Genomic DNA, 15,780 nt, shown 5'->3' with positions numbered 1-15,780 from the left:
CCCCGGATCAGTCGTCGGTACGGCTCTCGCGGCGCGCGAGGACGTCGATCATGTCGCTGATCGTGTTCACGTTCTCCGGCGAGAGGTTCACCGCCCGCAGCGCGACGCTGCGCACCTTCGCGTCCCGCAGCGCGCCGAGCAGCTCCAGCTCCCGCGCGATCGCGGCGCCTTGGTCGTCGTCGAAGAAGTAGGCCACGGGGACGTCGAAGAACTGGGCCAGCGCTTCGAGGTGCCGTTTCGTCGGGTTGTCCCGGCGGCCCGTCCTCAGCTGCCAGAGATAGGTGGCGGAGAAGGTCTCCCCGGTGGCCTCCCGGCAGGCGCGGGCGACCTCCTCATGGCTGAACTGCTCCCGGTTGGGGCGCCGCACGATGCGGAAGAGGGCCTCGATCTTCTCCGCGAGGGTCGTCGCGGTGTCGCTCACGTTCCGCCTCCTCAGCTTGTATGGGTCTTCCATGGGAACGCCTTCACCTTAGCTGACACCGGCATTCACGGGTCACGAACCCTTTACGTCATTGTCATGCGCAGGTAATTTCAGTCGCTGCAACCGCTTGCAGGAACTTCCAGCAAACCCTTGCGACCGTACTCCCCGGCCCGTACTGGAGACGCGCATGAGACGCACACCCCCACGCTCGCTCGCGGTGTTCACCGCCGCAGCGGGACTCTTCGGCCTGGTCACCGCCACCCCTCCCCCTCCCACCGGGGCCGAGGCCGTCGCCGACACCTCGAACGCGGCGACGGTCTTCTACTACACGAAGACCAAGAACTGGCCCGCCACCTACCTGCACTACGCCCCCGACGGCGCCGCCTGGACCACCGTCCCCGGCGTCCGGATGACGGCGGCGTGCACGGACTGGGTGAAGCTGACCGTCGATCTCGGCCCGGCGGCCGGGCTCCAGGCGACGTTCAACAACGGCAGCGGCACCTGGGACAACAACGGCGGGAAGAACTACGCCCTGGGCACCGGCACGATCACCGTCAAGGACGGCGTCGTGGCCCACAGCGACCCGTGCACGACGGTCCCGACGACCCCCGGCAACCAGGCCACCGTCTACTACTCGACCGCGTCCCTCGGCTGGACCACGGCGAACATCCACTACGCCCCGACCGGCGGCGCCTGGACGACGGTCCCCGGCCTCGGCATGGACCCGGCCTGCACCGGCTGGTGGAAGAAGACCCTCGACCTCGGCACGGCGACCGGCATGCAGGTCACCTTCAACAACGGCAACGGCGTCTGGGACAACAACGACAGCCGCAACTACGCCCTGCCGACCGGCGTTTCGACGGTGAAGGACAAGACGGTCACGACGAACGCCGCCGACCCCTGCGCCGCGCAGCCCCCGGACACGCAGGCCCCGAGCGTCCCGGCCAAGGTCACCGCGACGGCCACGAACACGTCGGTCGTCGTGTCGTGGGCCCCGGCGACGGACGACCGGGGCGTCACCAGGTACCAGGTCACCCGCACCGGCGGCACCAAGGGCACGACGGTCACCGACGTGACGTCGACGGTCCTGTCCGACACGGGCCTCGATGAGCGCACGGCGTACACGTACACCGTGAAGGCGCTGGACGCGGCGGGCAACGCGTCGGCCGCCTCCGCCCCCGTCTCCGCGACCACCGGCGACAAGCCGCCCACGCCGCAGACGGGCAGGCCCCTCGGGACCGATCCCCGTGAGGACCCGATCTACTTCGTGCTGACCGCCCGCTTCTACGACGGCGACCCGGCGAACGACCGGGGCGGCAGCCAGCACACCAAGTCGGGGAACGCGGCGAACGACGACCCCATGTTCCGGGGCGACTTCAAGGGGCTGGTCGAGAAGCTCGACTACATCAAGGGCCTCGGCTTCTCGGCGGTGTGGATCACGCCGGTCGTCCTCAACCGCTCGGACTACGACTACCACGGCTATCACGGCTACGACTTCTACAAGGTGGACCCGCGTCTGGAGTCGGCCGGCGCCTCCTACCAGGACCTGATCGACGCCGCGCACGCCAAGGGCATGAAGATCTACCAGGACGTCGTCTACAACCACTCCTCCCGCTGGGGCGCGAAGGGCCTGTTCACGCCGAAGGTGTACGGGGTCCGTGACACGCAGTGGAGTTGGTACTACGACGAGCCGAACTCGGCGTTCGAGTACGACGGGTTGACCGTCGAGACGAAGTCCGGGAAGTCGTACTACAACGGCGACCTGTGGTCGACGGCCGAGCCGTCCGGCAACACCTGCGTCAACTGGGGGAAGCCGACCGGCGGGAAGAGCGCCGAGGGGTACACCCTCTACAACTGCCAGTGGCCGAACCCGACGTCGGGGATGTTCCCCAAGGCGTACTACCACCAGTGCTGGATCGGCAACTGGGAGGGCGAGGACGCGCGTTCCTGCTGGCTGCACGAGGATCTCGCCGACTTCGACACCGAGTCGGCGCCCGTGCAGAACTACCTGATCGGGGCGTACGACAAGTACATCGACATGGGTGTCGACGGGTTCCGGGTCGACACGGCCGTCCACATCCCGCGCGTGACCTGGAACCGGCGGTTCCTGCCCGCGATCCAGGAGCGGGTGACGCAGCGGTTCGGGGCCGAGGCGGCGAAGAACTTCTTCGTGTTCGGGGAGGTCGCCGCGTTCGTCAACGACAAGTGGAATCGCGGGTCGGTCAATCACTCGGCGCAGTTCTACACGTGGAAGGAGCGCAAGGAGTACAGCGCGGACGACGAGAAGGCGGCGATCGAGCAGTTCGACTACGAGAACGGGCAGGGGACGGGGAACCAGCCGACGTCCACGAACGCGTTCCTGAACGGGAACGCGTACCACGCCCCGGACCGGTCGCGGTTCTCCGGGATGAACATCATCGACATGCGGATGCACATGAACTTCGGGGACGCTCCGAACGCCTTCCACAACGGGAAGGACTCGGACGACAGCGTCAACGACGCGACGTACAACGTGGTGTATGTCGACAGCCACGACTACGGGCCGAACAAGTCGTCGGAGCGGTACGCGGGCGGCACGGACGCGTGGGCCGAGAACATGGCGCTGATGTGGACCTTCCGGGGGATCCCGACGCTGTACTACGGGTCGGAGATCGAGTTCCAGAAGGGGAAGAAGATCGACTGCGGGCCGACGTGTCCGCTGGCGACGACCGGGCGCGCGTACTACGGCGACCATCTCCAGGGCAGTGTGACCGCCTCCGGCTTCGGAACCGTGTCCAGCGCGTCCGGGACCGTCGCGACGACGCTCGGCTCACCGCTCGTCAAGCACGTCCAGCGGCTCAACCAGATCCGGCGGGCCGTCCCGGCGCTCCAGAAAGGGCAGTACTCCACGGAGGGCGTCGCGGGGAACATGGCGTTCAAGCGGCGGTACACCGAGGGCGGCGTCGACAGCTTCGCGCTGGTGACGCTGACCGACGGGGCGACGTTCTCGGGGGTGCCGAACGGGACGTACAAGGACGCGGTGACCGGGGAGACGCGGACCGTCTCCGACGGGAAGCTGAGCGTGGGGGCGCCCGGGAAGGGGAACGCGCGGGTGTTCGTGCTCGACCTGGGCGGGGCCAACGCGGCGCCGGGGAAGGTGGGTTCGGCGGGGCCGTATCTCAAGTAGATCTCATCCGGATCCAGGGGGTGGGCCGTTCGCGAATGCGTGCGATCATTCGCCGGTGAACACGGATAACGGCCCATCCCCGGGCATTCCCCCCACTCCGTCCCCTGTCGACTCCCGTGGTTTCGCGGCCGAGTTCAAGGACGCCGTCACGCTCCGCGCGTTCGGTCTGGTGCTGGGCGGGCTGCTGGTGCAGCTCGCCTTCATCGTCTCGTACGTCGGCGCGTTCCACTCCCCCACCCCCCACCGGATCCCCGTCGCGGTCGCCGCGCCGCAGCAGGTGTCCGCGAAGATCGTCGCTCAACTGAACGCGCTGGACGGCGATCCCGTGAAGGCCGAGGCCGTCGTGGACGCCGACGCGGCCCGGAAACGGGTCCTCGACCGTGAGTCGGACGCCGCGTTCCTGTTCGACGCGACCGGCACGCGGGACACGTTGCTGGTCGCGTCGGCGGGCGGGCCTTCGGTCTCGCAGACGGCGACGCAGATCGCGCAGAAGATCGAGGCCGCGCAGAAGCGGCAGATCACCGTGACCGACATCCGGCCGCCCAACTCCGGTGACGGGCGCGGGATGACGTCGTTCTACCTGGTCGTCGGATGGGTGATCGGCGGCTACCTCACCGCGACCATCATGGGCATGGCGGCGGGTACCCGGCCCGCCAACCGCTCCCGCACCCTGATCCGGCTCGCCGTGCTCGTGCTGTACGCGCTGGTGTCGGGGCTCGCCGGGGCGGCGATCGTCGGTCCCGGGTTCGACGCGCTCGGCGGCCACTTCTGGGCGCTGACCGGGATCGGCACCCTGATCGTGCTGGCGTCCGCGACGACCGCGCTGGCCCTCCAGACGCTGCTGGGGCTGATCGGGACCGGTGTGGTGATCCTGCTCTTCGTGGTGCTGGGCAACCCGAGTTCGGGCGGGGTGTATCCGGCGCCGCTGCTGCCGTCGTTCTGGAGCGCGATCGGGCAGGCGCTGCCGCCGGGCGCGGGGACGACGCTGGTCCGCAACACCGTGTACTTCACGGGGCACGCGACGTCGGGGGCGCTGTGGGTGCTGGGCGCCTACGCGGTCGGCGGGGCGGTGCTCGCGGTGGGGGCGGCGTGGTGGCGGGAGAACCGGGTGGACACGGAGGTGCCGGCGGCCTGAGAGCGCGACGGTCCCGGCGCCCCCCACGGGTGCCGGGACCCCTAACTCCGGTCCGCGACCCCCTACCTTCCCTCCGGAATCCCCCACGGCTGTCGGCAGGATGATGCACTTTCTCCCGGATTCCGACGACGGAAGGTGGCAACCATGGCGACCCAGGAGCCCAATGTCCTCCTGACCGGCGGTCCGGGGTTCCTCCCCGACACGGAGCGGCTGCGGTACGTGCCGGACACCGCGAGGAAGTTCCGGCTGCTGAACGGGAACCGCTGGGAGCACTTCGAGCCGACCCCCCGCCGGGTGCGGGAGCAGGGGCGGGAGGTGGTGGTGTTCATCTGGAGCCGGCACACGTACGTGGCCGAGTAGAGCGAACGTGCAACCCCACTGTCATTTAGGGGTGCGCCCCCGTGTTTTAGGGGCAGACGCCCCAGTGCCCCGCTCCTAGGCTCGACGCGTCGAAAGGATCACCAGATGAGGGTGGCGTTGCTGTTCCCCGGCCAAGGGTCGTACCTGCCGGGCGTCTTCGCCGGTCTCGGCGCCGACGCCGACCGGATCGCGGATCAGGTGGCGGAGATCGACGAGGCCGCCGCCGAGTACGGGGTGAAACCCGTCCGGCCCCTGTTGTTCTCCCCGAACGCCCCCACCGTGGGCGTCCTCCTCAAGTCCGACCCCGACCGGATGGACGTCGCCACCCTGGCGACCTCCCTCGCGCTGGCGACGCTCCTGGAGTCCCGGTACGGGCTGACGGCCGACCATGTGATCGGGCACAGCCTGGGCGAGTTCGCCGCCCTGTCCGTCGCCGGGGTCCTCACGCCGGGCGACGCGGTGCGGGCGGTGTGCGAACGGCATACCGCGCTGCGGGAGGCGCCCCCGCCGGCGGGCGGCATGGTCGCGGTCGAGGCCGATCCGGAGCGGGCCGAGGAGCTGATCGCGTCGGTGCACGCCTCGACGGTCGCGGTGTCGTCCGTGAACGCGCCGGGCCAGTCGGTGGTCAGCGGCGCCGAAGGGGACCTGATCCGGGTGTGGGACGCGGCACGGGCGGCGGGTCTGCGGACCTCCCGGCTGAAGGTCGTCCTCCCCTTCCACGTCCCGGTGCTGGACAAGGCGAGCGCCGCCTACGCGCAACGCTTACCGGGCATCCCGATGGCGGCGCCCCGCGAGCGGTTCTGCTACTCCCACGGCCTCGGCCGCTTCCTGACCGCCGAGGACGACGTCGTCGCGCTCATGGTCGACGACATGACCCGCCCGGTGCGCTTCCACGACGCCGTACGCGCCCTGGACGCCGAGGGCGTCACGACGTACGTGGAGTGCGGCGCCCTCGACGTCCTCACCCGGCTGGTCTCCGCGGCGCTGCCCTCCGCGCTCACCGTGGCCCCGCTGCGCGAGGCGCTGACGGAACCCGACCTGTCGGGCCGGCTGGGCTCCCTGGGCCCGGCGACGGCGACGGCGTCCACCGCGCCGGCGGCCGACCCCGAGGTCCTGGAGACGGTCCGCGCGGTCTGCGCCGAACTCCTGGAGTACCCGTTGGAGACGCTCACCGACGACGCCCACTTCCAGGCCGACCTGGGGGTCGACTCGCTCGGCATGACCGAGCTCCTGGAGCGCTCTCTGCGCCGCTACGACCTCCAGCACCTGTTCCACGTCGCCGACACCGGCGACTACGACACGGTCGTCGACCTGGCCGCCCTCGTCACCGGCCTGCTGCGCGACGAGACGCTCTCCGAGCCCGAGCGGCGGTGACCGGCCATGACGGCAGGCGTCGCCGTGGTGGGGATGGGCCTCGCGGTACCGGGGGCCGGTGACCCGGACGAGCTGTGGAAGCTGCTGCGCGGCGGCCGGCCCGTGTTCGAGGAGCCGGCGGACCGCTATCCGCTGGACGCCTTCTGGTCGGCCGACCCGGCCGCCGAGGACCGCTGCTACACCCGCACCTCGGGTTTCCTGCACGACTTCCGGCCGCACCCCGTGCTCGCCGGGGAGATCGCGGCGGGCATCCACGACGACGCCGACCGCACCGCGCTGTGGCTGCGGCACTGCCTCCTCCAGGCGCGCGCCGACGTCGCCGTCCGCGCCACCGACCGGTACGCCTACTACGTCGGCACCAGCTCCCTCATCGGCCACCGCGCCGAGCGCGCGGTCCTCGCCGAGGCGGTCGCCGGCCACCGCACCGACCCGGCGGCCGCGGACCGGCTGCGGTCCCTGCTGTACGGCGGCGGCCCGCCGCGCGACACCCTGCCGGACCGCATCGCGCGCACCGCGGCGGCCGGACTGCTGCCCGCCGACTGCGAGTTCGCGGTCGTCGACGCCGCCTGCTCGTCGTCGCTGTACACGATCGGCCTCGGCGTCCTGGGCCTGCTCGACGGCTCCTGCGACCTCGCCGTCTGCGGCGGCGTGTCGGCGGTGACGCCCCGCTACAACGTGACCTTCGCGAAGCTGCGCGGGCTGAGCCCCGCCGAGGACGTCCGGGTCTTCGACGAGCGCGCCGACGGCACCCTGTTCGCCGACGGCGCGGGCGTCGTCGTCCTCAAGCTCCTGGAGCGGGCCGTCGAGGACGGCGACCCGGTGCTGGGTGTGCTGCTCGGCTTCGGCGGGTCGTCGGACGGCCGGGGTACGGCGATCTACGCGCCGAACCCGGTGGGCCAGCGGCGGTGTCTGGAGCGGGCCCGGCGGGCGGCGCGGGTGGCCGCCGACGACGTCGACTGGGTGGTGGCGCACGGGACGGGGACCTCGGTCGGGGACGCGGTCGAGCTGCGGACGCTGGCCGAGGCCACGGGCGCGGGCGGGGTGTGGTGCGGGTCGAACAAGTCACTGCTGGGGCACAGCGCCTGGAGTTCCGGTGTGGTCTCGGTGATCGAGGCGCTGACGGCCCTGTGGGAGGGCGCGATCCCGGCGCAGGCCCGGTTCACGTCGTTCGGCGCGAGTGCGCCGTACGCGGACCGGGTGCGGGTGCCGGTCACCGATGTGCCCTGGCCCGAGGACCGGCGGCGGGCCCGGGTCGTGGGGGTCTCCGCGTTCGGGTTCGGCGGGACCAACGGGCATCTCGTGATCGCCGACCGGGCCGAGGTGCCCGCGTCGCGTCCGGGGCCGGCTCTGGACGCCGATCCGGTGGTGCTGCTGGCGTGGACCGCGCATCTGCCCGGCGATCCGGGGCCCGGGGAGGTGGCGCGGTGGCTGCGCGGTGGTGAGCTGCCGGGGCCGCGTACGTTCGGCGCACGGTACCCGGCGCCGCCGTTCCCGGACGTCCGGCTGCCGCCGCCGACCGTGCGGGCCACCGACGCGGGCCAGCTCATGGCGTTGCGGGTGACGGCGCTGTTCGGCGCCGAGCACGGCGAGCTGTGGGATCCGGTGCGGGCCAGGACCGGGGTCGTCGCGGCGTCGTCCGGCCCCCAGCCGTCCGCGTCGGACAACCTGGTGCGCTGCCACGCCGCCGAACTGGACGCGCTGCTGGAGGGCGCGGACCGTACGGAGTTCGCCGCGTACGTCGCCGGGCTGCGGGCGGTGACCGAGCCGACGACGAAGGACACGCTGCCGGGGATCCTGCCGAACGTCGTCGCGGCCCGCGTCGCCAACCGGTACGACCTGGGCGGCGTCACGATGCTGGTGGACAGCGGGCTCACCGCCGTCCATGTCGCGGCCCGGCAACTGGCCCACGGCGAGCTGGACATGGCGCTCGTGCTGGGTGTCAGTGCCAGCAGCCGACCGGAGTTCGCGCGGTTCATGGGGATCGAGGCCGGGCGGGTCGCCGAGGGGGCGTTCCTGCTCGCGCTGACCCGGGAGTCGGTCGCCCGGGCGCACGGCCTCGACCCCCTCGCCCGCCTGGGCAGCGCCTGGCACCGCGCACCCCGTACCGCCTCCGCTTCGGCTTCTGCCTCGGCGGGCGAGACGTTCGCCGCCGCCGACGGTGTCCTCGCCGTGCTGCGCGCTCTGCACACCGACGCGGCCGAGACCGCGGTGGGACCGGACGACGGCGGGCCGGGACCCGTGATCACCCTTCACCGGCAGACACTTCACCGGCAGACAAGGAGCAGCCGATGAGCCGACTGCGTGAGGCCGCGGCGGCGGACGACCCGCTCGCCGTAGCCGCCTGCGACGTCCCGGACAGCTACCGGGCCGCCGTCACCCTCGCCGCCGACCAACGCGCCCTGGCCCGTACGCCCGTCGAGCAGCGCGACCCCCGCAGGACGATCCACGTGCAGGAGGTCCCGACGCCTGAACTCGCGTACGACGAGGTGCTCGTCGCGACGATGGCCAGCTCGATCAACTTCAACACCGTGTGGTCGGCGCTCTTCGCGCCCGTGCCGACCTTCCGGTTCCTGCGCACGCTCGGCAAGCTCTCCCCGGAGGGCGCGCGCCACGACCTGCCGTACCACGTGCTGGGCTCCGACCTGTCGGGGATCGTGCTGCGCACGGGGGCGGGGGTGCGGGAGTGGAAGCCCGGGGACGAGGTCGTCGCGCACTGTCTGCAGCCGGATCTCCAGACGCCGGGCGGGCACGACGACACGCTCCTCGACCCGGGGCAGCGGGTGTGGGGGTACGAGACGAACTTCGGCGGGCTCGCCGAGATCTCCCTCGTGAAGGCGAACCAGCTGATGCCGAAGCCGGCCCACCTCACGTGGGAGGAGGCGGCGTCGCTGGGGGTCGGACTGTCCACCGCGTACCGGCAGTTGGTGTCCCATCACGGGGCGGCGATGAAGCAGGGGCAGCGGATCCTGATCTGGGGTGCGGCGGGCGGTGTCGGCGCGTACGCGACGCAGCTCGCCCTGAACGGCGGGGCGATCCCGGTCTGTGTCGTGTCGTCGCCGGCGAAGGCGGAGCTGTGCCGCCGGATGGGGGCGGAGCTGGTCGTGGACCGGGCGGCGGAGGACTTCGTGTTCTGGGACGAGCAGGAGCGGCCCCGGCTCAGCGAGTGGAGCCGGTTCCGGGGCGCCGTGCGGAAGTTGGCGGGTGACGACCCGGACATCGTCGTCGAGCATCCCGGCCGGGACACCTTCGGGGTGAGCGTGATGGTGGCGGCGCGCGGCGGGTGCGTGGTGACCTGTGCGTCGACGAGCGGCTACCAGCACACCTACGACAACCGTCATCTGTGGATGCACGTGAAGCGGATCGTCGGCTCGCACATGGCGAACTACAGCGAGGCGTGGGCCGCCAACGAGCTGGTCGTGCGGGGCAGTGTCCATCCGGTGCTGTCGCGGACGTACCCGCTCGACAGCGTCGGGGAGGCGACGCACGCGGTCTCGTCGAACACGCATCAGGGAAAGGTGGGCGTGCTGTGTCTGGCCGACCGGCCCGGGATGGGGGTGCGTGACCCGGATCTGCGGGCCCTGAAACGGGAGCGGATCGATCTTTTCCAGGAGAGCTCGGTGCTCTGACTGCGTTTTCCCCGCGACGGCCGGAAATTCTCCGTCCGTGATATCGGCGGAAATATTTCGAGGGCCCTTACCGGATTCTTGCATTCTCGTTCCCGGAGGTTCGTGTGCGGTTTTTTCCGGCGGCCGGCCGTCTCGCGGCGGCGGTCTTGTCCCTGGCTGTTTTCTCGGCGCCCGTCGCGCGTGCGGACGGCGATCCTCCGCCACCTCTGGAAACTCCGGTGGCCGAACTCGCGGCGGCGCTGCACTGCGAACCGGGCGGCGGCGACGGTTCGACCGTGCTGTTCGTTCCGGCCACGGGTCTCACAGGGTACGAGAACTTCGCGTGGAACTATGTGGCCGAGCTGAGGAAGGCCGGACATCCGTCATGTTGGGTCGATCCGCCGGGGCGCGGTCTGCGGGACATGCAGGAGTCCGTCGAGTACGTGGTGTACGCGGCGCGGGTGATCGAGGAGCGTACGGGCCGCAAGGTCGACCTGGTCGGGCACAGCCAGGGCGGGCTGCTGGTGGCGTGGGCGCTGCGGTTCTGGCCGGATCTCGCGGGGAAGGTGGACGACGCGGTGACGCTGGGCGCCCCGTTCCAGGGGACCCAGCTGGCGAGTTCGTGTCTGCCGCTGAGCGAGGTGACGGGGTGTCCGGCGTCGGTGCTGCAGTTCGCGCGTGACTCGAACTGGTCGAAGGCGCTGACCGCGGACGGCACTGCGATGCCCGCCGGTCCCTCGTACACCACGGTCTACTCGACGGCCGACGAGTCGGTGGTGGCCGACGGCGGTCCGCCGGCGCTGCCGGGGGCCACGCGGGTCGGGGTGCAGGACGTGTGTCCGGGCCGTCCGTGGCCGAGCCATGTGGCGCTGGTGGTCGACCAGGTGAGCTACGACCTGGTGGCCGACGCGATCGGGCATCCGGGCCCGGCGGATCCGGCGCGGGTCGATCCCGCGGACTGTGCGCGGCTGGTCATGCCGCTGAACACTGCGGAGGCGGTGGCGGCGCTGCCCGGTTTCCTGGCGTTCCCCCTGGAGATCCTGCTGCACAGCAGGCCGTGGGCGGCCGAGGAGCCGCCGCTGCGGCCGTACGCGCGGTAGCGGGGTCACCGCAGGGGGACGACCGTGCGGTACTTGCCGCCGGGGGTCTGGTGGGGTGGTTCCTCGGCGCGTTCGACGGTGACGTCGTCGAGGTGGTGGTCGGCCAGGAGGCGGGTCAGTTCGTCGTGGGAGGCCCGCCAGACGGTGTCGGGGTCGGCGCCGGGTGCCGTCGCCAGGCGGACGCGCAGGGTGGTCGGGGTGGTCTGTTCGACCTGGAAGAGTTCGACGCCGGGGACCCGGTCGAAGAGGGTGCTGAAGGCCAGGGGGGCGAGGCGTACGTCGTCGCCGCGGCCGGTGGGGAAGGTGAGGATGTCGCCGGAGCGGCCCTGGACGCGGATCGCGGGCAGGGGGCTGCCGCAGGGGCAGGGGTCGGGGCGGGCCATGACGCTGTCGCCGAGGTCGTAGCGGATGATCGGCTGGACACGGTTGGCGAGGTTGGTGATCAGCACGGTGTGGGAGAACTCGCCGGGCGGGGTGGGCTGGTGGTCGGCGTCGACGGGTTCGAGGACGGCCCAGTCGGCGTTGACGTGGTACCAGCCGTGGGCGCAGGCGTAGCTGAGGTAGATGCACTCGGTGGCGCTGTAGGCCATGTGGACGGGTGCGCGGAAGGCGCGGGCGACGCGGTCGGTGTCGGCGGTGGTCAGGGTCTCGCCGGCGGGCTGGACGAGGACGGGGTCGAGGTGGAGGCGGCCGGCTTCCTGCTCGGCGGTGAGCAGCATGATCGTGCCGGCGTAGCCGATGACGAACGCGGGCCGGTAGGCGTCGAGTTCGGCGGCCAGTCGCGGGGTCGGTTCGTGGACGGAGAAGGCGCGTACGAGTTTGCCGCGCAGGCCGCCTTCCCTGCGGGTGCGGGAGTAGCTGGCGTATCCGACGTAGTGGCCCTCGGTGGCGACGAGTTGGGCGAAGCGGGCGCGGCGCAGGGCGGCCCGGGCGAGGTCGCGGGGGCTCAGCCAGGAGGTGAGGGCGGCGGAGAGGACGGCCGAGCCGACGTGCAGGCAGCGGTCGTCGAGGACGAACATGCCGCGCCGGCCGCTGGTGCCGGAGGTGGTGGCGACGAGGTAGCGGCCGAGGAAGCGGCGTCCGGCGCGGTCGGGGTCGTCGGTGAAGGCACGGACCTTGTCGGCGGTGATCGCGCGGTCGGTGGCCCAGTCGTCGAAGTGGTCGGTCAGTTCCTGTTTGCCGGTGACGGGGAGGGGCTGCGGGGTGTCGACGCGGTCGGGGAGGTGGCGGTAGAGGTCGCGGTAGTAGGGCGACGCGGAGCGGGCGTGGGCCACGGTCCGGGCCAACCGGGCGCGTTGGCGTCGGGCGACGGCGTCCGCGCCCTGTTTGCGGGCCCGGCGGACGTCGTGGTCGAGCCACAGGCTGTTGTCTGTCATGGTCTCTCGCTCCTTCGGGGAGGGGCGGGTACCCCGTTCGCGGGCGGCGACCCCAGTGAACGGATCCAGCCACTTCCCAGCCCTCCCATTCTTCACACAACCTCCACATGCGGTCAGGTCGGTGGACCAGCACATCGCCCTTCCCGCAATTCGGCCCCGATCAATAGCCCGGAAAAGCCGACCGGTCGCATCTTATTTTCCGACACAAGAACACTGGAATGTCTTATTCCGCCCAGTAGGTCCCGGCACGTCGTTGCCGTTTTAACTGTGACCTTGCATGATGGTCCGTGCTTTTCGGCGGCCGCCACAACTGGTCGACGATGATCGCGATGTGGCGGTTCCCTTGTCACTTATTCGGAGAAGGGAACAATCATGCCTGCCCCCTCCTCAAAAGATCTCCCGGACCTATGGATACGGCGCTTCCGCCCTCTCCCGGAAGCCGAAGTCCGCCTGCTCTGTTTCCCGCACGCGGGCGGTTCCGCCAGCTATTACCACGCCTTCGCGCACTCCCCCGCGCTCACCCCCACGGCGGAAATCCTCGCCGTCCAGTACCCCGGACGCCAGGACCGCCGCAGAGAACCCCTCATCGACAGCATCCTCGACCTCGCCGACCACGTCACCGCAGCCCTCGCCCCCTACCTCGACCGCCCGCTCGCCCTCTTCGGACACAGCATGGGCGCCGCCCTCGCCTTCGAGGTCGCCCGCCGCCTCCCCGCCCCCGAACAACTCTTCGTCTCCGGACGCCGCGCCCCGTCCCGCTTCCACCCAGGCACCGTCCACCTCCTCGACGACCCCGGCCTCGCCGCCGAACTCCGCCGCGCCGGCGGCACCAACCCGCTCTTCCTCGACGACGAGGAACTCCTCGCCGACATCCTCCCGGTCGTCCGCAACGACTACCGGGCGACCGAGACGTATCGGTGGACCCCCTCACCACCGTTGCGCTGCCCGGTCACCGCCCTCGTCGGCGACAGCGACCCGCAGGCCCCCCGCGACGACGTCGCCGCCTGGCGGCAGCACACCACCGGCCCCTTCGACCTGAGGGTCCTGCCCGGCGGCCACTTCTACCTCGACAACCGCCGCCACGAGGTGACGGACATCGTCGTGAAGGCCCTCACCCGTTCCGAAGCCGTGAGGGGGAGCGGCCGGTGAGGTACGAGATCCTGGGCCCCCTCCGCATCGTCGACGGCAACAAGTACGCCACGATCAACGCACGCAAGGTCGAGATCGTCCTCTCCGTCCTCCTCATCCGGGCCGACCAGGTCGTCTCCCTGGAACAGCTCATGTTGGAGGTGTGGGGCGAGGACCTGCCCCGGCGTGCCACCGCCGGACTGCACGTGTACATCTCGCAGCTCCGCAAGCTCCTCAGGGCCCGGTGCAGCGGGGACAGCCACGTCGAGACCCGCGCGCCCGGCTACGTCCTGCGCAAGGGGCACGACGAGATCGACGCCCACCTCTTCCCCCAACTCGTCGACACAGGAAGGTCGCTGCTGCGGGAGAAACGCCTCGACCGGGCCGCCGAGCAGTTCGAGGCGGCGCTCGACCTGTGGCGCGGACCGGCCCTCGGACACGGCGGCAGCGGACCCGCCGCCAACGGCCCCATCATCGACGGGTTCTCCACCTGGCTCGCCGAAGTCCGCCTGGAGTGCCAGGAGATGCTCGCCGAGTGCCGGCTCCAGCTCGGCCGCCACCGCGAGGCCGTCGGCACGCTGTACGCCCTCATCGCCGAGAACCCCATGCGTGAATCGTTCTATCGCCAGCTCATGCTGGCCCTCTACCGCTCCGAGCGGCAGGCCGACGCCCTCAAGGTGTACCAGTCGGTCCGCAAGACCCTGAACGACGAAATGGGCCTGGAGCCCGGACGCCCGCTCCAGGACCTCCAGCGCGCCATCCTCGCCGGCGACCGACGCCTCATGGCCCTGCCGGCCGCGTCCGGTCGCTGACCGCAGCTCCGCACATCACGCGCCACGGGGTGTGCGGTGCTCCGGCACGCTCAGAACGCGCAGCGGACCCGCTTGATGCCCTCGATGAAGCTGGAGTCCAGGCGGTGCGGCTGCCCCACGGCACGGATCTCGGGCAGCGCGGCGAGCAGCTCCCGGTACAGCACCGTGATCTCCAGCCGGGCGAGATGGGCGCCGAGGCACACGTGCGGGCCGACCGCGCCGAACGTCAGGTGCGCGTTCGCACCGCGCGTGATGTCGAAGCGGTACGGGTCGGGGAAGACGCCCGCGTCCCGGTTGGCCGACCAGTAGAACAGGAAGACCCGGTCGCCCTTGCGGAACCGGTGCCCGTTCATCTCGCAGTCCCGGACGGCGACCCGCCGCATCCAGTTGATGGGCGTGGAGACCCTCAGGATCTCCTCCACGGCGCCCTGCGCGTACCGGTCGAAGTCCGAGACGAGCAGCCGCCGTTGCTCCGGATGCTCGGTCAGCAGGACCAGGGCGTGCGAGATCGCGTTGCGGGTGGTCTCCATGCCGGCGATGACGAGCAGGATGAAGAACGACACCAGCTCCTGCCGGTTCAGGTACTCACCGTCCGCCTGCACCCGCACCAGCTTCGTGATCACGTCCGCACGCGGGCGGGCGAGCCGCTCCTCACGCAACCGCGCGATGTAGTCGCCCAGTTCCCGCGACGCCTCGACGACCGCTTCCCCGCCGGAGGGTTCCACGATCTTGTTGGACAGGTCGAAGAGGAGGTCGTGGTCCTCCTCCGGCAGGCCCATCATGTCGCCGAGCACCGCGATCGGCATCTCCGCGGCGACGGGCCGCACGAAGTCACCCGGACCGCGTTCCACCAGGTCACGGATGATGCCACGGGCGATACGCGTCGCCCTCGCCGTCAGCTCGGGGACCGTCGCGCGGCCGAAGGAGGCAGAGACGATCCGCCGCAGCCGGGCGTGCTCCGGGTTGTCCATGTTGATCATCGACCCGTAGTACTCGTCCAGCTCCGGCGGCATCCCCACGATGCTGGTCGCCCCCTGCGAGGAGAAGTCCTGCGGACGCCGGCTCACCTCGACGACGTCGGCGTACTTCACGAGCGCCCGATACCCGAGCGCCCACGGCACCCCGGGCAGCCGCTGCTGCACGAACGCCGGATGCGGCAGAGCCCGCAACTCCTCGAACAACGCCACGCGTTCGGCGTACGGCCGGGCCCAGAACGAGGGGTCGACCAGGTCGGGCACCGTGGCCGCCGACGTGCTCTCCGTGAGGGACATCGCGTCTCGTCTCCCATCGTCAAACCGACCAC

General features: G+C 71.1%; 12 protein-coding genes. 9 read left to right on the top strand and 3 right to left on the bottom strand.

Annotation, left to right across the window (positions count from 1 at the left end; translation table 11 throughout):
* Positions 1–7: 7 nt before the first annotated feature.
* Positions 8–421, bottom strand: a complete 414-nt coding sequence (locus ACLZOT_RS33940; RefSeq protein ID WP_416972984.1) for a helix-turn-helix domain-containing protein — start codon at positions 419–421, stop codon at positions 8–10.
* Between the two features lie 187 nt (positions 422–608).
* On the opposite strand from ACLZOT_RS33940, the gene ACLZOT_RS33935 reads away from it, so the two are divergent.
* From ACLZOT_RS33935 to ACLZOT_RS33905, 7 genes are all read left to right on the top strand, one after another.
* On the top strand, positions 609–3,587 hold the full coding sequence (locus tag ACLZOT_RS33935) for a carbohydrate binding domain-containing protein (RefSeq protein WP_416972983.1): 2,979 nt from the start codon (positions 609–611) through the stop codon (positions 3,585–3,587).
* Between the two features lie 55 nt (positions 3,588–3,642).
* Positions 3,643–4,722: a DUF3533 domain-containing protein gene (locus ACLZOT_RS33930; protein ID WP_416972982.1), complete on the top strand. Its 1,080-nt coding sequence runs from the start codon at positions 3,643–3,645 to the stop codon at positions 4,720–4,722.
* 144 nt (positions 4,723–4,866) lie between these two features.
* Positions 4,867–5,082: a DUF5988 family protein gene (locus ACLZOT_RS33925; RefSeq protein WP_416972981.1), complete on the top strand. Its 216-nt coding sequence runs from the start codon at positions 4,867–4,869 to the stop codon at positions 5,080–5,082.
* A gap of 105 nt (positions 5,083–5,187) precedes the next feature.
* Positions 5,188–6,456: an acyltransferase domain-containing protein gene (locus tag ACLZOT_RS33920; protein WP_416972980.1), complete on the top strand. Its 1,269-nt coding sequence runs from the start codon at positions 5,188–5,190 to the stop codon at positions 6,454–6,456.
* Between the two features lie 6 nt (positions 6,457–6,462).
* Positions 6,463–8,748 (top strand): beta-ketoacyl synthase N-terminal-like domain-containing protein, encoded by a 2,286-nt coding sequence (locus ACLZOT_RS33915; protein ID WP_416972979.1) that lies wholly within the window; start codon positions 6,463–6,465, stop codon positions 8,746–8,748.
* The gene (gene ccrA / locus ACLZOT_RS33910; RefSeq protein ID WP_416972978.1) at positions 8,745–10,082 is read left to right on the top strand and encodes a crotonyl-CoA carboxylase/reductase; all 1,338 of its coding nucleotides are present in this window, start codon (positions 8,745–8,747) and stop codon (positions 10,080–10,082) included. The genes ACLZOT_RS33915 and ccrA overlap by 4 nt, the downstream gene beginning before the upstream one ends.
* 218 nt (positions 10,083–10,300) lie before the next feature.
* Complete coding sequence (locus ACLZOT_RS33905) at positions 10,301–11,161, top strand: esterase/lipase family protein (protein ID WP_416972977.1); 861 nt, start codon at positions 10,301–10,303, stop codon at positions 11,159–11,161.
* A gap of 5 nt (positions 11,162–11,166) precedes the next feature.
* Here ACLZOT_RS33905 and ACLZOT_RS33900 read toward each other — a convergent pair whose 3' ends face one another.
* Positions 11,167–12,537 (bottom strand): phenylacetate--CoA ligase family protein, encoded by a 1,371-nt coding sequence (locus ACLZOT_RS33900; protein ID WP_416972976.1) that lies wholly within the window; start codon positions 12,535–12,537, stop codon positions 11,167–11,169.
* Between the two features lie 372 nt (positions 12,538–12,909).
* On the opposite strand from ACLZOT_RS33900, the gene ACLZOT_RS33895 reads away from it, so the two are divergent.
* On the top strand, positions 12,910–13,686 hold the full coding sequence (locus tag ACLZOT_RS33895; protein WP_416972975.1) for a thioesterase II family protein: 777 nt from the start codon (positions 12,910–12,912) through the stop codon (positions 13,684–13,686).
* Positions 13,683–14,477, top strand: coding sequence for an AfsR/SARP family transcriptional regulator (locus tag ACLZOT_RS33890; RefSeq protein ID WP_416972974.1), 795 nt, complete (start codon positions 13,683–13,685; stop codon positions 14,475–14,477). Before ACLZOT_RS33895 ends, ACLZOT_RS33890 begins: the two co-directional genes overlap by 4 nt.
* A 50-nt stretch (positions 14,478–14,527) precedes the next feature.
* Here the strand turns inward: ACLZOT_RS33890 and ACLZOT_RS33885 are convergent, their stop codons facing one another.
* Positions 14,528–15,748 (bottom strand): cytochrome P450, encoded by a 1,221-nt coding sequence (locus tag ACLZOT_RS33885; RefSeq protein ID WP_416972973.1) that lies wholly within the window; start codon positions 15,746–15,748, stop codon positions 14,528–14,530.
* Between the last annotated feature and the right edge of the window lie 32 nt (positions 15,749–15,780).

It is taken from the genome of Streptomyces sp. 4F14, from assembly GCF_048159485.1.
Classification (GTDB): Bacteria; Actinomycetota; Actinomycetes; order Streptomycetales; family Streptomycetaceae; genus Streptomyces.
The sequence above is the reverse complement of the archived record's forward strand: the minus strand, read 5'-3'. Positions and strand labels throughout refer to the sequence as shown.